The sequence below is a fragment of the Pseudomonas sp. USTB-Z genome, from assembly GCF_019691255.1.
In the GTDB taxonomy this organism is placed as follows: domain Bacteria; phylum Pseudomonadota; class Gammaproteobacteria; order Pseudomonadales; family Pseudomonadaceae; genus Aquipseudomonas; species Aquipseudomonas alloputida.
Genome location: NZ_JAECZP010000004.1, coordinates 131,250 through 155,695, shown reverse-complemented (window position 1 = coordinate 155,695; position 24,446 = coordinate 131,250). Strand labels below are relative to the sequence as shown.

Sequence of the window (24,446 nt, the reverse complement as noted above, 5' to 3'; positions counted from 1 at the left end):
CGAGATCTTTATTACCCGCATAGTTGACCTAAGATAACTTCTGCCGCCTTTCAGATCGTCGCGTTGCGCGGGCAGTGATAGCGTTGCTACATACGCTTTTGATCCCGAGGCGTGGCCATGTATCAGAACCTGGCTGTTCTGGCCGCCTTGCTGGTGCTGTACGCCAGCCTGGCCGGTGCGCTTGAGTCCAAACCTGTCAATGGGCCGCTGTTGTTTCTGCTGGCAGGCCTGGTGGCAGGCCCCTCTGGGCTCGGGTTGTTGAACCTTTCGCTGGACCGCAACGATCTTCGCTTGCTGGCCGAGCTTACCCTCTCAATCGTCCTGTTCAATGATGCCGCCAAAGCCAACCTGGCCCAATTGCGGCAATCCCGTAGCCTGCCCTTGCGCTTGCTGACCCTGGGCCTGCCGCTGACACTGATTGCGGGCTGGCTTGCCGCCTGGCTGATGTTCCCACGGATGCCCTGGCTGGAGATGGCGCTGTTGTCGACCATACTGGCCCCGACCGACGCCGCCCTCGGCAAGGCCGTCGTGAGCAACCCCGACGTTCCGGCCGATGTGCGCGAGAGCCTGAATGTCGAAAGCGGCTTGAATGACGGCATTTGCGTGCCGGTACTACTCTTGCTGTTGGCATTGTTGACGGAGGCTCACTCGACGATGCCTTTTGCCTTGGCGGGCTACTTCTTCCTGGAGGAGTTGGGTATCGGTGTTCTCACGGGGGCGGCGCTTGCGCTGTTGGTAGGCGGGTTGTTACGTCTGTCGCAACGCCATTGCCTGCAGATCGAGGCCTGGCAGCAACTGGTGATGCCCGCGCTGGCATTACTGAGCTTCGCCAGCGCTCAGGCACTGGGGGGCAGCGGTTTCATCGCCGCGTTCTGCGCAGGGCTGCTGACAGGTTACCTGTTCAAACGGGAAACCCAGCCGTTGATCGTCACCGGCGAGTCGTGCGGTGAAGCGCTGTCGCTGCTGACCTGGGTGGTGTTTGGCGCCTATGTGGCGCCCAAGGCTTCGCAGATCATGGCACCCTCCGTCTGGTTCTACGCACTTTCGAGCCTGTCGCTGGTGCGAATGCTGCCTGTCTGGCTCAGCCTGGCGGGGAGCACACTCAGCGCCGAGAGCCGCTTGTTCATCGGCTGGTTCGGCCCCCGTGGGCTCGCGTCCATCGTGTTCGCGATACTGATACTGGATGCGCCGTTGCAAGAGGCTGGCACGATCATCGCGTGCACCATCGCTTGCGTTCTGCTCAGCGTGGTATTGCACGGCATGAGTGCATTGCCGGGGGCGCGGCGGCTGGGGCGCAGCGCACGAGAATGAGGGTGTGACAGGGGACCGACCGGTTTCATCAAGGCATGTACGCGCAGAAGCGCAGAAGTCATCCAGCAAAGAAAATGGGCTTGGTGGCTGGCAGGGGCGGTCATACTGATCTTGTTTACCACATTGGCCAATCTTGGCGGCTCCTACATTATCGGCTGGCTGGGAGCCATCAGTGTATGGGGCGTGATTGAACCCGTTGCCGGTCTGAGCCTGATCGGTTGGTACTGGGTCAGCCCCACGCGCTTTCAAGAGGCCTGGAACCCAATGCATATACCCGTCGCACAGGCTGTTACCAGCAGCATCCCTCTGACGCTATCGGTGGCTGGCCATGGGCCCGAAGGGCCGTCGCGATGGGGTGGATTCCAGCGGTGCAGGCTCAGCGTTAAGATGGAACCGGTTCATTTCTGCAGTTGGATAGGGAGCACTGAAATGGTGGTTGATATGGCTGCCTTCACACCGTGGTCGGCTCTGGCAGGCGGAGCACTAATAGGCCTGGCCGCCGGGCTGTTCGTGGTGGCGAACGGGCGCATTGCCGGTATCAGCGGTTTGCTCGGCTCGCTATTGCAGCGCACGGGAGAAGGGCGTGGCGAGAAACTGTCGTTTCTGCTGGGCATCATCGCGGCGCCACTTTTGTGGCGAGCGTTCTCGGCGATGCCCACGGTACATTTCAGTACGGCCCCCTGGTTGCTCATGGTCGCAGGGCTTCTGGTGGGCGTGGGTACCCGCTATGGCAGTGGCTGTACCAGTGGCCATGGTGTGTGTGGCCTTTCTCGCCTGTCCCCTCGCTCGGCGGTGGCCACGTTGTGCTTCATGGCAGCCGGCTTTGCCACCGTCTTCGTGGTTCGCCACCTTTACCCAGGAGCATGAAATGACCCGGATCAGCGCATTCATCGCGGGGTTGCTGTTCGGCATGGGGTTGTTGCTATCGGGCATGGCAAACCCCACCAAGGTACTGGGGTTTCTCGACCTCGCGGGGCAGTGGGACCCGTCACTGGCACTCGTCATGGCGGGCGCGATCGGTGTTGCACTGCTGCCGATGGCGTGGGCGCGTCGGCACGCTGTGTCCTTGCTCGGCGGCGCGATGCAGTTGCCTGCCCGACGCGACATTGACCGACGGCTAGTGGGTGGCAGCCTGATCTTCGGCATTGGCTGGGGGCTAGCCGGGGTGTGCCCAGGGCCGGCCCTGGTGCTGCTGGCCGGGGGGTTTTGGCAAGGCTGGCTGTTTGTGGCAGCGATGCTGGCCGGCATGGCGCTGTTCAATGGGCTGGAAGTGCTTAGTAAACGCCGCCAGGCGTAAAGCAAGCTGCGGCCGTGCCGCGTAGACAACAGCGGGTGGGTTTCATTGGGTGAGGGCAGAGGAGACAACCCCGTTGCCCTTACCGGCGACATGGAACCACCAGTTACCATTGCCATCTCGACGAAAGTCGCCCATTGAAGGCGGGTGAGGGCGGGGCCAGTTGCATAGTCGTCTGTAACCCTCGGCCGCGCTCAGGGGGCGGGGAAGGAGGCCAGGTAGGCTCGCACCGTCGGCTGTTTTTCGGTCAGCTGCTGGAAATTCAGCATCAGGAAGCACCGGAACTTTCGAAGACAGGGTGGTCACGATGAAATGGGACAACCTGAATAAAGAGCGGCGCTGAGGAATACACAATATCCCGGCCTGAGAGTTATCGGATATTGAGGGAAGCGTGAAGGGCACTTTCCAGACAGGCTATGCGTATAACTCAACTAAATATTCATTTAGTCGAGTTGGGTCGCGCGCTTACATAAAAGAAGGGTAGTTTGGTATTTATTGCTCGACAATGCAACCGACTGGCTTTATCTCAGGTTCTCTGGGTTGTCGGGCTGCGGGCGCACGCTGATATCGGACAGCTTCGTGGCAAACTGAAGCGCTCAGGTAGCCTGGAGTTGGGCTTTGAGGATACAGAATGGCTGGCGTGCACCCGCGCGCCAGGCAAATTAAACGGGTGTACTGACTGAGACAGAGCTGTACAGGGCGATTATTTCGACCGATTTTATCGTTTATTGAGTGAGTAAACCGCTCTAGGTTGAGAGGTTGCCAAGGTTAGGCGAGAGCATCTATTGGGATTGATCTGGGCATTAGGCTACTGAAAGGTCGTGGCGTCTGTGCAAATCAGAGCCAAATGCGATTGGACAAACCCGGTTCTACAAATATCTCATGCTTTATTTTCACTTGGATAATGATGAGCTACCTGAAACAGATCTCTCCGATATTGCGTGTTCGGAACCGTACAGGATTGACAGCGCAACCGCAGTCACTCGAGGCCATCGCGCTTAAAGTTTCTTCTGATTTCACAGGTTCGACCTCTGGTCAGAAAAAGGAGTTCGCGCCGATGCTTGTGTTTTCATCGATGAGTAAGCATACGCGGCCTTCGCAAGTCTTCAGAAATAGCAAAGGCGCTGGCACGGTTGCTTAACGCAGTTTACGTGGCTGCAGTAACACATAGACGTAAATCGACACCTTAATGACGAGGCTCGTCGCGCCAGGAAGCGCCTTGTATCCATGGCATCGGGGGACAGAAGCGTTGAATGGGTCTGCGGCTGTGAGAGCGATCCGAGCAGCAAGATGGATTGGAAGGAGGCAAAAAATCGGCCTAGGTCGATTTACTTTCGAGATTAGGGTAAGAGGCTTCCGTGTACTGTCACAGCTGGAAAGGCGCCTGAGCTGTCATGAGTACACCGAAGAAACACTGCCCCTATCCCCACCCCACCAAATTTCCAACCCTATCAGCCACTTATCAAAAACAAACCAACATAAAACACTGCGAGCTGGTCAAAGTTACTTCTCAGGCAGAGAAGTATATTCGTCCTCAGGGTAACCACTGGAAGCAAGTCTGACCCTATGAATCACCAAAGTACCAGAGACGCCGGTATCTCTTATTCATTTAAGCCTTTGGAGGCTATAAACGGGTAGATTAAAGAACTTTTATACCCTACCGGACTTTGTCAAAAGATGCTAGTTGCGAAATGTTCCTAGCAAATACCATCTGTCGAACTAATATTTTTGGAAGCGATTTCGTACCTTTGCACCCAGTGAGATCTGCCTCCTATGGCCACGATGAAAAGCCACCGCCGCGAGCAGCTAGCGGCTAGCCGCAAGACGAGCAGCCACAACCGCAGTCTTTGGATGGTCTACAGTCCGAAACTGAATGCTGATCTCGTTATCCTGGGCGACCTGGAAATCATTCACTGGGCTACCGAACTGGAGACCAATCCGAGTGTGCAGGCCTACCGCTTCGATGAGGATGTGAACATCAGCCTGACGGTAGGTGAGGGTGAGGATGACAGTAATTTTACGAAAATCAGAGGGATATGGGTTGATCGTAGGTCTGGGGCAGTCGAATTTCATCAAATAGACGCCAATGAGAAACATGACTCCGATCGCAAATCGATCCCTATTCGTTACCGACTCACTGATCAAGTTACTCGACACGCGGAGCTGGTTTCGATTACGTCTGCTCATCTTACGTTGGTCGCCTATCAATTAGGGTTCTGGCTAAAAGTAATCGCATTTGCATCGCAGCTGAGGGGTTACGAGCTTGACCATGAGACTGAGCTCGTGGGTACCCAGGTTCAATTGCTGAGAAAGGGCACGATTCGATCTCTGCTTGAGGACTTGGATATAGCGGATCAAGCCATTGCGCTGGGCGTGATCTGCCGCTTGATCATCTCGGGCTCCGTAATTGTGGAAGCAAGAAAAGACGGGTTTGGCTACAACACAGCTTGGAGCGCGCCATGACTAGGCGTTCTCGATCCGAAATTGTCGACCTCATACGCGCGACAATGCCATGGCCGGACGCCTCCGTTGAGGAGTTGGAACCCAAGGATGCCGGTGTGTACCGCCATAGAAAGCAAGCCCTTGAGATGTATCTTCAAGGGGATACGATTGACGCAATCAAACATGCCACGACCATAGACGGAAGTTTTCTAAGGAAAATGATTAAGCGATGTCTGACGATGGCGCCAGATGGTAAAGTCTATGGGTATCGAGCGTTCCTACCTCATCAACCGATAAAAGCGTACATACGAACAAAAGAAGTCGATGCCTCCCACTGGCAGTCGGGGGCGGGCCTCGCTGGCGTGCTCGGCGCAACATTTCGTCGGTATCCGGGACTTGAAAGCCGGCTCACTGCGCTGATCTTAAAGCGCAGGTCGAAAGGCAAAAAGAGCAAAGAGATACATGAGTTTGCTATACGAGCTGTAGATGTGCATGTGGCATTTATAGGAATGCTGAGAGAGAATAATCACCCGGCAATGGAGTGGCCTTACAATACTAAGAGCTTGGGTATAAGGGGGCTGACCACCTACATCAAACAGGTGCGAGAGCAAAATTATGAGCGAACAATTCATATCAGTGGTGATCGAGGTGCTATAGCGCATATACCCGTTGGGACAGGTATTCCATCTTTTACCAAGTCCACAGGACTGATGAGCGCAATCGAGATCGATGCATATACTTACGATGCAATATTTATATTAATTCTCCAGCATGAAAATGGCCTCGAAACCTATCATGTCCTGAAGAAGTTGCATCTCCTTGCCGCCGTTGATTCCCTGACCACTGCTACGCTTTGGTACTACGTCGTTCATGGTGATGATGTGTCTGCGGAAAGTGTTGTCACGCTCATTCGAAAAATGCTTAGCGCCAACCTTCAAAAGCCTGAATTTACCATACAGGATTTGGCCATTGAACCGGGCGCGGGTTTTCCGATGGAGGTTATTCCTGAGATGACGCAGGTACTGCCGTCAATCATTCGGCTCGATAATGCGCTGGCACATCTAGCCAATAAGGTCAGCAGTGATCTCCGAAAGCAAATAGGATGCGTGATTGAGTATGGAGTACCTGGTCGCCCTGAAAGACGACCCAACGTTGAGCACAAATTCAAGCGATTTGCGGCGGACTTGATTCAACGCTTTCCGAATACTACGGGGGCAGGCCCTCTTAATGGCAGGGCAGTGAATCCTGAAGGAGCTGCTATCGAATTCATGATAACAAGTGATGAACTGGATCAGCTGACCTATGCGTTTTTTGCCAACCTGAATGCAGAGCCGTCAGCAGGGCTGCGCTTCCTGTCACCTCTTGCAACCGTCGAGCAACTGGTCAGAAAGGATCATTACATCCCTAGGCGCCCACCCATTGACATGCAACATTCGTTGGGGCTTGTCAGAGCGAGTTACCCCAGAACAGTGAAGGGTGGTGTTGAAGATGGCCATCGACCTTACATTAACTTCAAGAAAGCCAGGTATACATCTCCAGCACTCGCACGCAGCCCACAACTCGTCGGTGAGCCCATCACTATCAAGGTCAACGAGGGGGATATACGAGTCGTGGATGCTTACTTGAAGACCGGTGCTTCAATAGGCCCTCTCACGGTGCAAGGCGATTGGGCAGAGCATCCACACAGTCTCAAAGTTCGTGACATTATCAACTCATTGATATCCCGGCAGATTTTACATCGAGTGACAGGCGAGTGCATCGTAACGACCTATTTCCGCTATCTTGAAAGCAATCTGAAGGCAGCAGCGAAAAAAAATAAGCAAGACCCAAAGTCTGCCACGAAGCTCGACGCACTAAGGGCTGAAAATCACATTGGCATACATGCGGAGGAGTTAAAGTCTCATGCTGCTCCGCAGATAGAGCCAGATGAGCCCAAAAAACATGCGTCCATACTTGAGCGGGAATACATTGTTCCGCCTGGCAGCATAGACCTCATTGAGTTGGTTAAAAAGCTCTGAGTGGCGCCATGGATATTTACGATCCTTACGATATTGAGCAGCAACGGGAAATGATGTGGGAACATCCGCTCATGACCAAAGACTACGTTGCCCTCACCCCAAGCATGCCTAAAGTACTTGAAATCGTAATCGAGCACATAATGCTTCATAAAAGATGCCTTGTCTTCAAGGCTTACCCTCGCATGGGTAAGACCACGACTTGTAACTTCGTTATTAGTGCATTGAAAAGGCACCCAGCACTCAAAGATCGGTTTGTGACGCGCGTTTCAGCAGATACGATCAATGAGCTGAAACGCAGGGAGCATATCGTCAAAAGTCTAGCCAAAGCACTGCATCTCTTCGTGCCAAAGAGATTAGACACCGCAGCGTTGCGCCAAGATGTGCTTAATGCAATTGAAAGCGCCCTGAAAAATATGGGTGGGAGGCACTGGATTCTATTTATAGATGAGTTGCAAACCCTAACCATTGAAGATTTTGAACATCTTCAGCATATTCAGAATTTGCTGGCCATCAACGGCATTGACACCACCCTTATCGGCTTCAGTCAAACACAAATCAACTTTGCAATTGAGCTACTAATAAAACAGAAGCGTGTAGAACTCAATGCGCGATTTTTGAGTGAGGTATTGGATCTGCCGTGCTGTGCCGATCACACCTGGATGGAAGGAACCGTAAAAGGGTACGATGAGAGCTTTACCTACCCACCCGGCAGCAGTTGTACTTACACTCAGTTTTTCCTTCCAAGAGCCTTTGAAGCTGGCTTTCGCCTGGCCAATCATGCCCCTCAAACGTTTAAGGTGATGTCGGAGGTGGTGGCCGGGGCAATCCCGGTGATTCCCACGGAATACGTGTTTGAAGTTTTCAGGCTTATCCTAATTCGCTCTATGCATAGAGACTCAGCGGACTTTGAGATGGTCGACGACACCATAAAGTCCGCTACTGCTGAGTCTGGACTTCGTGTATACATGGACATCTTGAAAGAGGGTGGAGTGCTGTGAATATCTCGAAGCCAGTACGATTCATATACCTCAGGCCCCCTCTGAAATATGCTTCTTCTTGGCTGGTATTCCTTAATATCATGAAGTGGAACCGGTTTCGACGGTTTAGCGATATCTGCAGACTTTTAGAGCTGTCAGATGAGGGTTCAAAAGGGACTGATCGTTGGTGGGACGGTAGCCAGGTTCCATATGCATACGTTGAAGAAGCTTGCGGATTGGAATGCAACGAACTGCAGTATGCATTTTTGGACGGTTGGTTTCCGCGGTTGAGCATCTCAGGCTGTGGGAGCTTAGACATAGGGTCTCAACCTAGAATCCGACATTGCGCTCAATGTATAAAATTGGGCTATCACTCAGCCGTATTCTATTTCGAATACATTACCCATTGCCCATGGCATCAGGAACCACTTCGTTATTGCCAGCATTGTACGAATGTACTATCGAAATCATGGCGCGGCAGGCACAGGATCGCTGAGGCCGCAGAGAATTGCGAGCATCTAGCAATAATTCTCGATGCAATCCCGGCAAAAGAGATATCGGTTAATTTACGCTTTGAGGTAAATAATTGGTGTGCCGGTTTCAGGCTTTGTATTAAGTGTGGCTGGCAACTGATAAGGGAAAACATCCATGAGATTTTCGCGGGAAAGCCATCCAAGCTGCAAGATAAAAAAGTTCCTACCCAGTTATTGGCGGAGCGGTTATCACATAATTTTCTCGCGGTAGCTACAGGAGTGCCAGTCACTTTTTTCAAGCTTCCGTTCGCTGAGATAACACGACGACTTAGAAACTTACTAAAGCCTGATGATCTTCTGGTGAGTGAATTATTAAAATCGAAGGATCCATTAGTTAAATTTGAGGATTATGTGCTTGTTGAGAAATCAATTAGGCGCTACATATTTCGTCGCTACATACGTTTCCATAGAAAATGCTTGGCTCGCTTGGTTAAGCTAGATCCGGATAGTTGGTACCAGCTTAATCTCGAAAATGTATGCCCTTGCGTGACAGCTTACCTCACAACCTTTGCTCGCCGCTGGGCCGTTTCGCCATATGAGTTGTTAAAAGCACGCGAGAGTCTTCTGGATTCGCATTTCATTGATTTCTCCCAAGATGGAGAGATATTGGATTGCGTACGCACATGTGAGCTGTATAAGTTAATTGCTAGGTTTTACAGAACATGGAGCTTGCTGCGTCACTATAGAGAAATTGATGGCGGAAAATTTGTGCTAAATTATAGGCATGATGGTAGCCTGCTTAGCTTTGCTGTACCAATGATCTACGAGACTGCTCATAAGGGCAGCGACGGCGCTTACCGGGATGCGGTCATGTTGATGGAGGAGCCGGGACGTGTGCTCCAGAAAAGCGTTGTATACTGTGCTAGCCGCCTTAACAAACCATTGAAAGTAGAGATAGGTCTATATTCAACATGGCTGCTTAGCAACAACAAGAATATGATCTGTGCATTGCATAATCGCGCAGTTAGCGATCATCGTCGCTTGGATATTTAGTCGCCATCTGATCCCAGTGCCTTCCCACTGTCTGCTTGGAAACTCCAAGTTCTCGCGCGACCTCCGCCTTGGTCAGTCCTTGAGCTTTCAGACGCTGCACGTCTTCACGCCGCTCCCGTGCCGCCGCCACCCGTGCGTGAATCCGGGTATCGGTTGTGATCACAAGAGGTGCGACTGACCCGCCCAATCCAGCCACTTCTTTGGATACCTGTTTAAGCAGATCTGTAGGTCGGACGACTTGGTCGGCACCGTATGCCAAGGCGAGGAGTGTCAGAGGATGAACATCCAGCTGACGAGCGATCTCATCGAGCTTCTCCACCGACACGCCGCGCTCGCCGCGTTCAACGCGACTGAGGTGTGCGGCAGTAACGCCTTCTTCAACGTCGGTCAGTACCACCCGGCGCTGCTGGCGTACGTAGGTCAGCGCTGCGGCGATAGCTTGCCTGAGCATTCGGGAGCATCCCTAAAATCCGACTGTATGCCCGGTTTGCGTGGTTCCGCACAATGTCGTATAGTCAAATATGTGGAACACTTGCATTTGGCTCTAGGTGCATCAGGGCGGCGTTCGCTGCCCATTTGCATGCTAAAGACTCATTCAATATATCGCTTAATCGAAGACACGGGACTGGACGTCAGCCCCGCGAGACTCTGCATGAAAATATTGATCTACTCCGATTTGCACACCGAATTCAGGCCTTTCACGCCGTCGTCCACGGATGCTGATCTGGTCATCCTGGCGGGCGACATCGGCACCAAGGCGCGGGGTGTGACATGGGCCAATGAAGCATTCAACTGCCCCGTCGTTTACGTATGCGGTAACCACGAGTTTTACGGTGGCCACATCGATCGTACCTTGGCAAAAATGAAAGCAACTGCCGCACCTCACGTGCATGTTCTTGAGAATGAAGTGCTGGAGTTCGGGCGGGTTCGTTTCCTCTGCGCAACGAGCTGGACGGATTTTTCATCTACCGGCTCGCAGCACGTTGCCGCACACACGGCGTGGACGCGAATGAATGACTTCAACGCGATCCGAGCGGATTCAACGTACCGCCGGCTGCGACCTCAGGACGTCATTGACCGTAATCGCGCCTCACACGCGTGGCTGAGCCAAGAGCTTGATAAGCCCTACGAAGGTAAGACTGTTGTTATCACGCACCATGCACCAGTCATGAGCGTGGTCAAAGGGGCACGTGAACACCTTACAGCGGCATATGCCAATCACTGGCCCCAGCTCGTGGGGAAAGCTGATTTTTGGATCTACGGACACCTTCACCGCTCGATGGATATGCATCTAGGGCGGTGCCGCTTGCTGTCGAACCCAAGAGGATATCCAGGTGAGCATGAAACGGGTTTCAGACCAGACTTCGAGATCGAACTGCCCTGACGAAATCATGAGCCGGAATAACCCGGGTGTCCGGCTGCACCTTGGCCTTTAGCGACCTTCAATCGCTTGCCGAAGATTTTTCGGGTGGCCAAGCCGCTGATTAGCAACGATTCGATCAAGGCCATTTTGATGAAAATCCAGGTGACTAGGGCAATACGCCTGGATCGTGAATTTGCGACCTCCCAATCCATACGGCAGAGCTCTGCGCGCCAAGCAAAATAAACGTTGGAGACGATTGACCGTGGAAGCAGCACTGATGGCCAGTTTTATATTCGAGGAAGGAGACCCGATGCACGGGCTTGATCTCACCGATGATGAGCTGATTGAGCAAGCACAACAAAGAGGTCGGGAACGCCCTTTGGTGGTTTTGCGTGAGTGGATGATTCTCGATGTCATGCTGTCGAGCGAATTGGAAGATCAGGTCAAGGCGATGGGGTGTGAACCCGCAGTGGTTTTTTCCAAAAGCATCGTTTATGACAGCAGGTCGGGGGCCTCTCGTACCGGGGCGATTCGGTCAAGCTTCAGGGTTACGTCGGAGCAGTCGATGTTCAGCACGCGTGAAACAGACTATCTCTTGGCGGGTGTGGGCGTACGCAAGTATGTAAGTTTGCCAGCCATCCTTGCCCTGGATGACCTCTAGAACACCTTCCTGAGAGTGCCTCGACGGCGATGAATGTGCGAGCAGGGCAACACCGCGCTGAACAACGAAAATTGCCAGAGGCTTCCCCCTAATGAAGGATGCAGCTATGCCGCGTTACTGCGGCCATGCGATTTTTGTTGCCGGCACCCAGCTGGCTCGCTATGTTGGTTGCGTGTCATTCACTGAGAATCCCAATGGACGATCACATTTCAACCACTTGCCAGGCAGATCCGCCGACCGCGCATCGGGCCGCAGTCCACTCCTTCGCGCAAGAGCTAAGGGCAGAACGTGTCAGGGTTGAGCGGGAGCGCTTAGCCGAAGAGGGGCGGGCTGCTAGAAGAGCGTGGGCTGCTCTTGATTCCCTGGAGCTAGCCGATCGGTACTGCGATCGACGCATGATCAATTGCCGGATCGATGAGGCCAGCCTTGCGCTCGCTGCCCTTGATGATTCAGGCATTTTGCCTGGGTTGTCGGCAGAGCACGACCTCCGTCAGAAGTACTGGCGCCAGGTGCTGTCGTTCTATCGTGCCTTGCGTTCTAAACTCAAATCCCTCCTTGCCCGATCTCTTCGAGCATCCCTCGCCGTTCCTCTGTGCCTGACCGGCCCGGAGCTCAGTGATTACCGTCACCGCCGTCGTTAACCCTTTCGGAAAAAAAGATTGTTCGACGCTTCCTTTTTTTGAATGGGATATTTTTCTATGGAATCTGAAAAAGTCTGTGGCTGCCCGCAGTGTAAGCCCGTGGGTGGCAGTTGCATCAACAATCCTGGCGGTGATCTGACGTCCTCCCGCGAACATGACAATGGCCCAACGGCTCATGCACTGCCCAAGCCGCGAGCGACTGCCAAGCCAGAATCTGGAGCGGCGACGAGCGCGGCAATCCGGAGTGAAAAGCGTTGGTTTGACAGGGCTCTGGATCTCGGAAAGATCGCAGTGGGGATCGCACACATCATCACCCTGATCTGGAGATAGAAATCCGGGCCAGGAGGAATAGGGTGCAGTCTTAGCTGTTCTACAGGAAAACGGGTAAGGGGCGGCAGATTCGCGCCCCTGTCTCCCTTTCACTTTTTTGTGAGGTCTCGCGTTTGCGCCTTTGTGAACCAGTCGGGTGCTTCTTCGACTTGGCTGTAGCGCACTTCGTACGGAATCCCGTTCCAAAAGTCGGTGATAGCCTGGGACAGTTCGTCGAGTTGTGTCTCGCTGACGGTCAAGGACGTGAAATCAATCCAGAGCAACTCAGGGTCGATGTCCTGGTAAGCCGACTGGTGAAGGAATTCTGTGTGATCTGCCTTAATTCGCTCGAAAGCCGGGCCATCGCCATGCTTATAGACATTGACCACGTACCGAAAGGCGCTGAGCCGAGCCACATACGTATTGTCGGCTTTGACAAGGCCAGTCGCTGCAAGCAGTTCTGAAATCTCGTCGAAGGTCGCAGACCATACCTTTTTCTTGACTGTATCTCCGTCGTGCCAATGACGGATTTCCTTCATCAGCCAGCTACGGAGCTGCTTATCCCACATATGGTACATCCCGGCGACCAAGCTGAGTCGGGTCTGATCTCGCATTTCGCTCAATAGGAGGTAGTATCCAACGCCTTCTTGATAGGCATTTTCGTACGCGGTGTCCGGGTCGTCCCGGTCAGGGTCGAAGTAGGGGGCGCGCTCTTCGAGCCAACGTTCTGCTTCTTGCTCGGCTTCCTTTTCCATGTCGTGAAACTGGGAGAGCAATTTTTTCTTCCCCTGGTCGAGGTAGAACCGTTGCTCTTCGATCATTTTTTTGCCGGAAGGGCTCCCACATCTGGAAGAGCACGGTATCGTGTTTCTTCGTATCGCTGCTCGGATGATGCGCCATACTGGATTCTCTGGAGGTCGTTAGGTTACGAATTGGCTCAAGACCTACTCTAGCGGCGAATCCTCCTGCGGTCAGATTTTGCTAGCTAAATGAGATCATCTCAACGGAATGCTGTCGATCAAGAGCGTTTATCAGGCGGGCCGATCTCACCAGCGGTTTAGTCGCGGTTAGGAGCAAAATGATGAGGCGGAATTTTTTGACAGTCTTCGAAGACAGCCAGCCGCTCTCCCTTCAAGCAGCAGAAGCGCTGCGCTGCTATCACGAGGGGCTCGCTGCAGGCCTGGCAGCGGAGGAGATTGAGCGTCTAAATGCAGAAGCCGAAATGCTGTTCCAGGCCGTCTCGGATTACCAACTCAGAGCGATGGGGTTGCCGTCTCCTACACTGCAATGACCGGCAGGAGCGACGCTGGAAGATCATTCCTACCTTCTACGCAGCGCTAAGTCCTGATGGTGATCATGGCCGCTGCCCAGCTACCAGGAGCGGACGGCATGTTGGTGGAGCTTGACCTGAATACAAATGATCTCGAAGCCTTGCTCAGGCACGCACGAGGATTTCACCCCGAAATTGATGCTCGGGAGAGGCAGCGTCTCATAGACGCTCTCGACCAGCTGGCCGACGCTTTGGAAATGGCACTGGGGCAGTCACAGCTGTAAAAAGCCATCTACACGGCATCACAAGACATGGCATTATGCCTTTATCGAGTTGGGCTGGTAGTCATCCAGTCTCCAGATGCGCGTGATGGCGCCTGCGACCACGCACTTTGCATCGATATTCATGTTGATGGCTTTGAGGAACCTAAATGGACTTTTACGTTGTTGGTCGGGATGATCGAGTTCCCTCGACCGCCAAAAATTGTGCATATTTAAAATTTGACCGATGGAATGACTATGATTTCGTGACGATGTTTAATGTCATCATCTACGACCAAAGCGGTGTCGAGCATAATTTAGGTGATGTCAAGATTGGTTTTCGCGGGCAGACCAAAGACACCAGTACGATGTCGAAGTTGCAGCGACACTTTCTTGAACTGCCGGATGGATTCTTTTCTCTCGGTAATAACGTTGAGTACTACGACAAGCTTGCTAACAGCGTACCTGGGCCGCTCGCTACAGAGTACGTAGCGGGCATGAAAGATCTCGCGGCGAACGCGGAACTACTTGAAAGCGTGATCGATGAGAAAGTTCTTTCTATATCACTGCTGCGCGATGTGAGTCTGCCGAGCATCAAGCAGCAGTTCGTGCGCGTCTTGAACGGTGGTGCGATACGTACGAATTATGACTTCATTTATGAAAAATCAGGAGGGGAGGATACGGCAGGCATTGAGCTGAAATTCAGCGTGGAAACCGATTCTACACCCTCCAGCAATGTCCATGCACTCATTGGGCGAAATGGCATTGGTAAAACCACGATTCTCAACGGCATCGTGAAGGCTGCGCTCGGCCAGGGGAATAATCAGGATAGATTGTACCACACAGGGCAGTGGCAAATAGAGCGTATTCCCGTCACGCATGAGTACTTCAGTAGCGTCGTCTCTGTGTCCTTCAGTGCTTTCGATCCCTTCAATCCGCCACCTGATCAACCTGATCCTTCGAAAGGGACATGCTTTTATTACGTCGGCTTGAAACGATCCACTGAGCATGGCTACGAACTGAAGGGATCTTCTGAGCTTAAAAGCGAATATGTGAAGGCACTGCAAGCGTGCTTCAGAGATGATTATAAAAGGCGCAGGTGGGATGAAGCCGTAAAGAGCCTGCAGTCGGATGACAATTTTGCCCGGATGGAAATGCTGACCCAAGTGGAGCTTTCCAGTGCCGAGTACATTGAAGCAGCCGATCAGCTTTTTTCCACGCTCAGCTCGGGTCATGCCATCGTCCTTCTGACCATTGCCAGGTTGGTCGAGCGGGTAGAGGAAAAAACACTGGTTCTGCTGGACGAGCCTGAAAGCCACCTTCATCCGCCGTTGCTGTCCGCTTTCATCAGGGCCCTGAACGATTTGATGCTCGATCGCAATGGCGTGGCAATTATTGCCACACATTCGCCTGTCGTGCTTCAGGAAATTCCGTCCTCCTGTGCATGGAAAGTCAATCGAAAGGGGCTCTCTGCCGCCGCCAAACGCCCGCAAATTGAGACATTTGGAGAAAATGTTGGCGTACTGACGCGCGAAGTCTTCGGCTTGGAAGTTCAGCTGTCCGGTTTTCACACCATTCTTCAGACTGCGGTAGACGGAGGTGAGACGTTTGACGAAATTCTTCGGAAATTTTGTGGGAGATTAGGCTTCGAAGCCCAAGCTATCCTGCGAGCGCTTATTGCAGACCGTGACTCCAAGGCGAGCGACAATCATTCGAAGGCGACCCCATGAAGAGAATGAACATTCAGGACTACGAGCCTGACTTTTCCTTCCGCCAATGTGTATCGGCAATTAACAAAGTATCTGACAGAGATCGGATGCTGAACGAGATTGAATTTTTCAAGGCCGCAGCACTTTCTTATCAGGAGCATGCAAAAGCGGGCTCAATATGTACGATTCCTCCTTTACGAGCAGCGAGGGGAGAGGATCCATTTGTCGTCGGTGATATTAAAAAGTCCGAGCTTATCAATTTGTATGAATATTACATGCTGAAGCGAGAGCCTGGACGCTCCCTTTATGACGCCATTAAAGTATCCGCACATGATGTTTGCCCTCTTTGTGGGCTGGCTACGGAAATCAAGACACTGGATCACTATCTGCCGAAGTCTCACTATCCGCAGCTTTCCGTGCTGTCCTACAATCTCGTGCCTGCTTGCAGGGATTGCAATACTGATAAAGGCAATCCAATCATCACTGATCCTGCGCAACAGCATATCCACCCGTACTATGATCACGCATGCTTCCACGAGGACATGTGGATCAGGGCCGAGGTGACTCACGAAATTCCCTGCGTTATCCAGTATAAGGTGAGCCCACCTGATGAATGGCTAGAGGTGAATAAAAGGCGAGCGTCGAATCACTTCAAATTTTTTAACATCGCGCGTCGCTACCTGGTGCGCGCTGCTGAAGACCTGGGCACCCTGGTTGATCAGCGAAGAGGTTTTATGAAAAACCTGACGCCTGAAGTATTTCGTGAACAACTGCGTTCCGTTGCGCAAAGCCAAAGCCTGCCCGCTAATCATTGGAGGAAGGTCATGTATACGGCTTTGGCCGATGATGAGTGGTTCTGCAGCGCTGAGTTATGAATTGAGCCGCAGTTATCGCAGCAGGGCTGATGGCCCGGGAGCGTGAGCTTTGACCACTTAGGTGATCATGAGCAATTGAATGAGTGGTAGGGCGCCAAGCCCGCGCCTGATGTCTTTGTCCAGTTTGAGTTGAGGCGCCTTCCACGTGATACCGCGCCGCAACTCATGACCGACGCACATGAGTCGCAGGACGACGGAGCATCGCACCGCCATTTCAAGGCCGGTCTGCATGCGAAGCTGCAGGTGATACTAACCTGCAGTCGACTCTGAAAATCCTGGGGCAAGCAGCGCGTTATCCACGCCTATGAGCACCTCATTATTCCTGAGCCATAGCCGGTACTCCGGGCCTCTGAGGCTGTGATCAGGTGAACAGTCAACACTCCACTGGCGCAGGGTGTAGCCGGCAGTCAGCGCTTGAACAGTCATCCTCAGCACGCCCTCCTGCATCTCGTAGTCCAAGTGAGTGACTTCAGGTCGTGGTTGGTCAGGATGATGCACCATTTCCAGCGTCACCTGATGGTTCCATTGGTTATCGGACTCCCGTGTTTCATAGTCCAGTGGCACATCGTTATCGAGAATCCGCGGCTCGATGATCCGAGTGACAACAAAATCCCGGAACTCCTGCGTTTTTCGATCAAAGCCACGTACATGCCATCGCAGCCCGTTGTCTACCAGCACATGCGGCACAATTACACGCTCGCTTGCACCGCTTAAAGACTCGTAGCGGATGAGTAGGGGCTGCTGTTGAAAGATGGCCCGCGTCACTACGCCCAACGTTTTAAGGCTTGGATTGCCCAGGCGTGCGGGCTGTAGAGCCGGCACCCCGGCAGCCCAGACACCAGGAAAGCCGTCCGCAAACCCTTGAGACAGCCAAGTCATCACCCGTTGCGAGCTGAAGCTGTACATAGGCTGGAAGCTCGGGGTAATGAAAAAGGTCTTGGCGCTGACGTCGTACGTCAGGTTGCCTGGGTTCAAGCTGGCATAGAGGGCAAGATCCCGGGTTGCTGACGCAGCCTTTATCTGGAAGCGCCTCACCAGCATCTGCCGTCGCACTTCCCCTAGAAACCACAGGTTCAGCTCGATGTAGGCAAGGCGCTCCTGCTGCGCCTGCGAGTGATCTGCAATGTCTTTGGTCATCAAATCGTCTACGTTCTATTTTTTGGTTGCGATGCTTAGAGGCATAAAGCTAGTATCAGTCACACCACCTCATAATGATTCGGTTACGGCTTGATTGGTAACCGACGGCTCGACAAGGAATTCGTGGGCTGAATATGAACGACCTTTCTAACATGGCAGAGCCTCCTGACACGAGGAATGGTGACCTGGTCGATCTGACAGCCCACCAACGTAACTTGCTGCTCTTGCGCCCGATTTTGCGTCTTGATGTCAATAAGTCGATGCACCGCGGCGACGATGATTCCAAGGTGTTGGAGGGACTGGATACCAATTACCTCTGTCTTGCCTCGCTTTTCTACATGATGGAAGGCGCGGCAATCAATCAGGGGTACACCCTCACCGAAGTACGTGATCACTTGATGGCCACAGCCGGAAAGATGCGCGCCGAGCTCAGCGAACCCGCCAGAATGCGTGTTGCGGAGGTCGTGCTGGACACGTTGAGCAATGCCACTAACAGATACGCTGCGCACCGAGAATCGTATTTTCACGCGCCCTCCGGTGAGACCAAAGAGCTGACCTTCAAGCTGGTTCGCTTGGAGCAGGATCACGAAGGTACCGTCCGGTTCACCCCGACTGAGCAGGGCTACGTGGTGCTCATGGGGATGCTTGATCTTGAAATTGAGGATTATCAGGTTCTCATCGAAAAGATGCTGGTTCACCTCATCGAAAACGGACGCTTTGAGCAAGCACTGGAGCTCGCGAATCGAGCACGCTTGCTGTCTATTGAGCACCGGCAAATGATCCGGGAGATGATTCGGCAGGCCAATCGTTCACCGGGCACTGTAAATTGGCGCAAGGACATCAGCCCGCGGTTGAATGAAGCGCGCCATCACGTCTCAGAGCGCCAGTCGGTCGATCATCACATGATGGAGTCGCTTGCCACCAAAATTCGTGGCATGGACAACCCGAACGCCATCGCCCCGCTGGTCAAGCTCAACCTTCAACTACAAAGCGCCAACCTGCAGCGTCTGAACTTGCTGAATGAAATTGGAGGGGCGGGTGATCGTTTTCTTCAGGGGCAGGCGTTGGGCTTTCGGGCACGGCGCCGCTCTGGCTTGCCCGACATCGACCTTCAGCTGCTGCCAGCGCTCATGGAAAAGCCTCTGAGTGCAATCGCAAGCGTCACAGAAGACCTTCTACTCAGCTTTTACCCTGCTGTCCCCCCCAGGATTTTTGATTTGTCGACCTTACTGGATGCGCTTTTGGAGCGCCGGGACGCATACGTGTACGAGGGCGACGAAGAAGAAGTTGATGGGGAAATTGCGGAGTTTGTGCAGATCCCCAATCCCTTCTCGACCGAAGTTATTGCAACGGCTCTTGCTTGGCTCGACGTGAAGATGCATTCCGGACAGACCTGGCACCTTCGGCAACTGATCGAACTCGCTGAACGTGAAGGCCTGACGTTCGTCGAACGTAAAGCTGTTGCCTACGAGCTTTATCGCGCCTACGCCGACAGCGAGTCACGCTACCCCCATCTTCATGCCCAAGTGAGCGGTGAGTTCGAAACGTCCGTGGTATCAGGCGACGACCTGAAATATGTCATCAAGCAGGAGAGCAGTAATGAGCAGCAGTGATAGCCAGGATGCAGCTAGGCTGCTCTACAAGGCAATGGCGATATCGGCCAATCCTGCAAACGACCCAGACTACCGGCATTTGGTGGCAAGGTTTCGCGGTGAACGCATGTTCGCGGAGGTAGTCAACGGAGTCGCTGCTGGTATGGAGTTGGTCATTCTCGACGTCAGTGAGCGAGGGTTGGTGATTGCTCCTACGGGTAGGAACAGCCGCTTTTCACTTCGCCCGACTGACTTGAGGCGATCCATGTCAGAGCAGGACAAGGTGGCCATGGTACTGATCCATCTCGCGATTGCTGCAGTGTTCTATCCCACCACAGACCACATAGAAGACGAGGGGCGAGCCCCATTTCCGAGCACCTTGGCCGAGATAAGAGACAAGGTTCTCGCTATCGCGAACTCCCTGCGTTCATCCGCTGAAGGTGATAGTTACGCTGCGGAACAGCTTCGCCCGGGCTGGAGCTTCCTACTGGATCTTCCAGTGTTCATACCTGGTGCTGAGCGGGCGTCAATGAAGTCTGTGGAAGGTCTCGTGAGGGTTAGCCTGCGCCGGCTGCAGGACTATGGATTGGTCAGGAATGAGGGCGATGAGGAAATGCTCGATAAGACCGTCTTTACGCCCACACACCAGCTACGCGTGCAGTTGCGCGAATTGACACTACCGAACCTCTTTAAAGCTGTCGCCGCAGCTGCCGCTCCCTCCCATCAAGGATGACCTATGCGCATTTCAAGGATCTACGTAGACCGGTTCGGATCTCCCACTAGCTGGTATGAGGAGATGACGTTCGACTTGTGCGACCCTGCCACAGGTGAGCCGATCGACAGCTGCATGAACCTTGAGAATGCTGGGGGCAAGACCTCGCTGCTCTCATACATTTTCAGCTGCTTTGAACCGAAGCAGGAACGCTGGTTGCAGCATCTGCAGTCCAAGTCCCACAGTTTCAGGGATTACTTCTCCCGCGATGTCAGGCCGTCCTTTATCGCCATTGAATGGGTTATGCCTCCACGTAGCGCTAACGGGCAGTCTTACCGAGTGGTCATCGGTCAGGTCGTTCAGGTGAAGGAGGCCGCAGATCGGGCGTCAGAGGTTGATCGGCGTTTTTTTGCTTATGAATCCAGCTCTGGCTTGGCATGGGAAGACTTGCCGGTACCAGGCCTCTCCCTCGCGCCAGTTCAGTCGATGCAGGCCTTCCTGAATTGGGCACTTCAGAAAGCTCGGCTGGAGAGTCAGGGCGACTTCTACATCACCCACAACCAGGGAGAGTGGGTTTCGCACCTGGAACAGCGCCGACTGATCGACGTTGAGCTGCTGAGCATGCAGCTGTCGTTTAACAGCCGTGAAGGGGGGAGCGAAGAGGGCTTTCTGTCTTTCAGCTCCGAAAGCGACCTCGTTACGAAACTGCTGAATTTGTCGATGAATCAAGAGCACACCAGCGCGCTCAGAGACATGGTCGTCCAGACCATGGATAGGCTTAAGGCAAAGCCAAAGTATGAAGCTCGATTGTACGAACTGCAGCGCCTTCAGCAGGCCATGACACCCTTCGGAGAGAGCGCAGCTGCCTTCCTTGGAGCCAAGGCCGCTCTGTTGGCCGTGGAGCAGGATGCGGCTGACATCGTATTCACGATGCGTGATCAGATAAGTGCCCTGGATGTTCGGTTGACGAAGGCGAACAATGCCGTCGACCAGCTTGAGCAACTCGCAAGCAAAGCAGATGACGACGCAGCTGTTGCCAAGCGTAATCACTTCTCGCTGCAGAGGCTTAAGCTGTCTCGTGAAGATCAGGCTGCCAAGCAACGTACCGATGAATTGCAGCAGACATTCAAAGATGCACTGGTGCGGCTTGACTGCCTCAGCGGCGCGCTGGTCAAGAGAGACATCTTCAATGTGGAGAAGGTCATTGCCGAGCTGGAAAGTCAAACAACTGCGCTCAAGGAAGAACTGAGGCCTTTTGAGAATGAGGCCTCTCAGAATGGCGCCATGCTTCGCTTCCTGATTCAACAGCACATTGAAAGGCACCAGCAGACACGATCTTCATTGCTTACGCAGGAGACAGAGCTGAAAGCGGGCCTCTTGCGCATCGCTCAACAACGAAACCAGTGCAGTACCAGGGTGGCTGAGCTCAGTGGCACGAAGGGTAAGATTGAAGAGCGTATTCGGGCAGCGAGCCAGATACTGGACGGGTTGATCGAAAATGGCTGGCTGCTGCCAACCGATATCGACGTGAGCGCAGCGATTACGCGCCTGAGGACAGTGATCACCGAGCTTGAATCCACGCTCGATGAGTTGCGTGATCAGCGGCTGGTAAAAAAAGCATCCTTGGATGATGCGCAAGCGCAAAGCTCTTCGGCACAGCAAGACATCACTCATGCGCAACATGCATTGGCTACGTTGAAGCAGCGCCTGAACGACTATGATCGTAACGTTGAGAGCCTGCACAATGACCCTATTCTGACCTTGTTGGTCGAAGGTCAATGTGATCCCCACTCGTCCGCACTGGTCACTCATGTTCAGCAGTTTATCGAGTCGACCCGAAGCGAGATATCTAACTGCGCCATCCGCCTCAAACAGCTGCACGAACAGCAGGAGTCGATTGAACAGACTGGCTTGGCTGGGCGCAGTGATGACGTTGATAGGGTAGTGCGTGCGCTCAACTCGGCAGGCATACGCTCTGCCAGAGCAGCCAACACCTATGTCGCTGATCTGCGAATCGACGCTGAGGAGGGGAGAGCGCTCGTCGTGTCAGATCCGGCACGGTTTCTCGGCGTCAATGTCGCGAAGGAAGAGTGGAACAAAGCGATTCAAGTCGGACAGTCCCTGCAGCTGCCACTCTCCCTGCCTGTGACGCTGGCAGTGGCGGGTCTGGATGCTGAATCTGCTTCTGAAGATCGTTATGTTTTTGGGCCAGAAAAGGACTCGCTCTTCAATAAGGCCGCTGCCGCGCAGTTGTTGGTAGATTGCCAGGCCCTGATCGAGCAAATCCACGTCGAGCATGACGCTTTCTCTGCCCGGGAGAAGCAAGCTCAAGCGGCGCTTGCCGCCCTTCAACGCTTTCAGCGCGATTACACGCACGAGGCTATTCAACAAATCGAATTGGAAGTTGAGCAACGCCAAGAAGAAATCGAGGCTGCGACGGCGAAGCGGGCTGCGCTGCTTGAGCTCACTGAACGCTTGACTCATGAGTTTGAAGCGCTGAGTGCGCGTATCGAAGTGCTCCCTGCTCAAATTCAGGCCCACGAGAACGGCCTTAAGCGTCTGTCTGATTACTTGGCTACCTGGGAGCCTCAGGTTGAATCGGGTCGTCGTGAGCTGTTGGAAATCAACCGAGAGATGCATCAAACCACCGCGCTGCTGGAGGCGCTTCGGGAGGATGAAGGCGTTCACTCACTGAGATTGGAGGAGGTTCGCCTGGATCTGGTTGACGTTGCCGCTACTGTCTCCGAGCTACAACGTGAGTTTGCGCAAGTTATGCGGTATGACGCCGATTTCGATGCAGAGGGCTGCCTACACGAAACGGGATATGACCTCAGCGTCATTCGAACGCTGTATTCAAACGCCATGAGAATGCTGACCGCAGAGGAAAATCATAAGCTCGGTGTCGTCAGTTACCAACTGGTAGACCAGCGCGAACGATCTATTCAACTGGCAGCGCTGTTCCTCAAGGAGTATGGCCATCTTGACGATGTGTTCATCACGGAGCTCGCCCGGAGTGACATCGATATCGGAGCAGAAATCGACTCGCAGAAAAAGCTGAACACACGCCTTGATAGCGAGAAGGAGAGAGCGGTTCATGACGCAGCTGTAACGGGCTCAGTGTTGAACAGCTTCATCCGCGAGCACGCCCCTGAAGAGCCTTCAGAAGACATGCACAGACTCGGTGATGAGGAAGTCGCTAATGCCTTGGAGCGTGAGTTGGCTGCTGCGGTCGCGCGAGGCGCTGAGGCCGAAACTCTTCGCCGGCAAATCACTCAACAACGCATCGACAGCGCCGCTGATGAGAAGCGCAAGGATGGCCTGGTCGTCCAGGTCAATTTTGTAGCGTCGGCATTCCCCGCAACCACTGCCGAACCCAAACTCATTCCGCTGGACGGAGATATCCAACGGCGCGTAACCGCTTTGGTCGAAACGCGAACCGCGCGAGATGCAGCAGTGAAAAACTGCAGTTTGGAGACAAGCAGGGCGCATCGAGACTTGGTCAGGGTCGCCACGCACAGCGATTTCATCGCCGTAGAGCCTGAGGTCTCGATGCACATCAGTCAGGACGATTTTGACAAAGCATGTACCGACCATGATCGCTTGGCTGAAATGATCCATGACCGGATTGCTTCGGTCACGGATCAGCTGAACGAAATGATCCCCGACTTCGAGAGCTGCGTGAACGAGGTCTACAACCAGGCGACGTCGGCGAGCTCGTTGGTCAAATATGCTTCAGGAATCACCATGCCCGCCGGAACGCCTTATGTGGGTGGCAAAGAAATCCTGAAGATGTCGGCCAATCTTTCTGCGAAGAGCTCGGAGCAGCGCAAGCTCGAAATTCGCCACTATCTGAACAGTCAGATCGAGGATGGCGTCGTTCCAAGCAGTGGGGCGGACATCATCACGCAGTGTCTGTTGCGCTTTACGAACGAGAAGTCGTTTGGGCTGCACATGCTGAAAATGGAGCAGAACATCGATTTTCAGTATCAGCCTGTGAATGCCATGAAGAAGTCAGGTGGCCAAGGGACTGTCATCGCGACATTCCTCTACATGCTGGTCAGTCATATGCGTGTGAGCACACAGACCCAAGCAAAACGCGGCGGTGGCGGGCCCTTGCTTCTCGACAACCCCTTCGCAAACGTCCAGACCAGAGCCCTCATCGATGCGCAGAGAAAGCTGGCGACTAGCCTCGGTATCCAGCTGATCTGCTTTACTGCCAATGCGGATGCCAACATCCTCGAAGGGTTCAGGCGGATCATCCGGCTTCGTAAGGCGGGCGTTAATAGCAAGACAAAACGCACTCATATCGAGATGGCCAGCGCGACCTTTGCTGAGGCAGCGGTATAACG

Annotated in this window: 20 protein-coding genes; 17 read left to right on the top strand and 3 right to left on the bottom strand. The window is 53.5% G+C overall.

From position 1 onward, the window contains the following. The first annotated feature begins 117 nt into the window (after window positions 1-117). From I8746_RS06585 to I8746_RS06555, 7 genes are all read left to right on the top strand, one after another. Window positions 118-1,311, top strand: a complete 1,194-nt coding sequence (locus tag I8746_RS06585; protein ID WP_221100353.1) for a sodium:proton antiporter — start codon at window positions 118-120, stop codon at window positions 1,309-1,311. Between the two features lie 429 nt (window positions 1,312-1,740). Continuing rightward, on the top strand, window positions 1,741-2,178 hold the full coding sequence (locus tag I8746_RS06580) for a YeeE/YedE family protein (RefSeq protein WP_017148341.1): 438 nt from the start codon (window positions 1,741-1,743) through the stop codon (window positions 2,176-2,178). Between the two features lies 1 nt (window position 2,179). Next, window positions 2,180-2,608 carry a DUF6691 family protein gene (locus I8746_RS06575; RefSeq protein WP_012052273.1) on the top strand — a complete coding sequence of 143 codons (429 nt, stop codon included), beginning with the start codon at window positions 2,180-2,182 and terminating at the stop codon, window positions 2,606-2,608. Window positions 2,609-4,378: 1,770 nt separating this feature from the next. After that, complete coding sequence (locus tag I8746_RS06570) at window positions 4,379-5,068, top strand: hypothetical protein (protein WP_221100352.1); 690 nt, start codon at window positions 4,379-4,381, stop codon at window positions 5,066-5,068. Then, on the top strand, window positions 5,065-7,065 hold the full coding sequence (locus I8746_RS06565; protein ID WP_221100351.1) for a hypothetical protein: 2,001 nt from the start codon (window positions 5,065-5,067) through the stop codon (window positions 7,063-7,065). Before I8746_RS06570 ends, I8746_RS06565 begins: the two co-directional genes overlap by 4 nt. Before the next feature lie 8 nt (window positions 7,066-7,073). Then, window positions 7,074-8,063: an ATP-binding protein gene (locus I8746_RS06560; protein ID WP_221100350.1), complete on the top strand. Its 990-nt coding sequence runs from the start codon at window positions 7,074-7,076 to the stop codon at window positions 8,061-8,063. An 812-nt stretch (window positions 8,064-8,875) separates the two neighbouring features. Next, window positions 8,876-9,568, top strand: coding sequence for a hypothetical protein (locus I8746_RS06555; RefSeq protein WP_196184040.1), 693 nt, complete (start codon window positions 8,876-8,878; stop codon window positions 9,566-9,568). Here the strand turns inward: I8746_RS06555 and I8746_RS06550 are convergent. Then, window positions 9,540-10,019 carry a transcriptional regulator gene (locus tag I8746_RS06550; protein WP_176506221.1) on the bottom strand — a complete coding sequence of 160 codons (480 nt, stop codon included), beginning with the start codon at window positions 10,017-10,019 and terminating at the stop codon, window positions 9,540-9,542. The two genes, I8746_RS06555 and I8746_RS06550, sit on opposite strands and share 29 nt — an antisense overlap. A 201-nt stretch (window positions 10,020-10,220) precedes the next feature. Here I8746_RS06550 and I8746_RS06545 point away from each other — a divergent pair, with 201 nt between their 5' ends. The 3 genes from I8746_RS06545 to I8746_RS06535 all read left to right on the top strand — a co-directional run bounded on the left by I8746_RS06545 (window position 10,221) and on the right by I8746_RS06535 (window position 12,372). Beyond that, a complete protein-coding gene (locus I8746_RS06545) occupies window positions 10,221-10,952 on the top strand; it encodes a metallophosphoesterase family protein (RefSeq protein ID WP_196184041.1) in 732 nt (243 codons plus the stop codon). Between the two features lie 241 nt (window positions 10,953-11,193). Further along, window positions 11,194-11,592, top strand: coding sequence for a DUF6957 family protein (locus I8746_RS06540; protein ID WP_196184042.1), 399 nt, complete (start codon window positions 11,194-11,196; stop codon window positions 11,590-11,592). A gap of 615 nt (window positions 11,593-12,207) precedes the next feature. Then, window positions 12,208-12,372 (top strand): hypothetical protein, encoded by a 165-nt coding sequence (locus I8746_RS06535; RefSeq protein WP_221100349.1) that lies wholly within the window; start codon window positions 12,208-12,210, stop codon window positions 12,370-12,372. Window positions 12,373-12,652: 280 nt separating this feature from the next. On the opposite strand, the gene I8746_RS06530 is transcribed toward I8746_RS06535, so the two are convergent. Continuing rightward, window positions 12,653-13,363, bottom strand: coding sequence for a hypothetical protein (locus tag I8746_RS06530; protein ID WP_221100348.1), 711 nt, complete (start codon window positions 13,361-13,363; stop codon window positions 12,653-12,655). A 275-nt stretch (window positions 13,364-13,638) separates the two neighbouring features. Between I8746_RS06530 and I8746_RS06525 the strand changes: the two genes are divergently transcribed. The 4 genes from I8746_RS06525 to I8746_RS06510 all read left to right on the top strand — a co-directional run bounded on the left by I8746_RS06525 (window position 13,639) and on the right by I8746_RS06510 (window position 16,656). Further along, entirely contained in the window at window positions 13,639-13,833 is a 195-nt protein-coding gene (locus tag I8746_RS06525) for a hypothetical protein (RefSeq protein ID WP_311044810.1), read from the top strand. A 98-nt stretch (window positions 13,834-13,931) separates the two neighbouring features. Then, the gene (locus I8746_RS06520) at window positions 13,932-14,096 is read left to right on the top strand and encodes a hypothetical protein (protein WP_196184046.1); all 165 of its coding nucleotides are present in this window, start codon (window positions 13,932-13,934) and stop codon (window positions 14,094-14,096) included. A 146-nt stretch (window positions 14,097-14,242) separates the two neighbouring features. Continuing rightward, window positions 14,243-15,802: an AAA family ATPase gene (locus I8746_RS06515; RefSeq protein WP_196184047.1), complete on the top strand. Its 1,560-nt coding sequence runs from the start codon at window positions 14,243-14,245 to the stop codon at window positions 15,800-15,802. Continuing rightward, the gene (locus I8746_RS06510) at window positions 15,799-16,656 is read left to right on the top strand and encodes an HNH endonuclease (RefSeq protein ID WP_221100347.1); all 858 of its coding nucleotides are present in this window, start codon (window positions 15,799-15,801) and stop codon (window positions 16,654-16,656) included. The genes I8746_RS06515 and I8746_RS06510 overlap by 4 nt, the downstream gene beginning before the upstream one ends. 249 nt (window positions 16,657-16,905) lie before the next feature. On the opposite strand, the gene I8746_RS06505 is transcribed toward I8746_RS06510, so the two are convergent. Continuing rightward, window positions 16,906-17,796 (bottom strand): WYL domain-containing protein, encoded by an 891-nt coding sequence (locus tag I8746_RS06505; protein WP_196184049.1) that lies wholly within the window; start codon window positions 17,794-17,796, stop codon window positions 16,906-16,908. Between the two features lie 131 nt (window positions 17,797-17,927). Here I8746_RS06505 and I8746_RS06500 point away from each other — a divergent pair, with 131 nt between their 5' ends. From I8746_RS06500 to I8746_RS06490, 3 genes are all read left to right on the top strand, one after another. Beyond that, window positions 17,928-19,406, top strand: coding sequence for a hypothetical protein (locus I8746_RS06500; protein ID WP_196184050.1), 1,479 nt, complete (start codon window positions 17,928-17,930; stop codon window positions 19,404-19,406). Continuing rightward, window positions 19,393-20,118: a hypothetical protein gene (locus I8746_RS06495; protein ID WP_196184051.1), complete on the top strand. Its 726-nt coding sequence runs from the start codon at window positions 19,393-19,395 to the stop codon at window positions 20,116-20,118. Before I8746_RS06500 ends, I8746_RS06495 begins: the two co-directional genes overlap by 14 nt. Window positions 20,119-20,181: 63 nt before the next feature. Beyond that, window positions 20,182-24,444, top strand: coding sequence for a hypothetical protein (locus I8746_RS06490; RefSeq protein WP_221100346.1), 4,263 nt, complete (start codon window positions 20,182-20,184; stop codon window positions 24,442-24,444). Window positions 24,445-24,446: the final 2 nt, after the last annotated feature.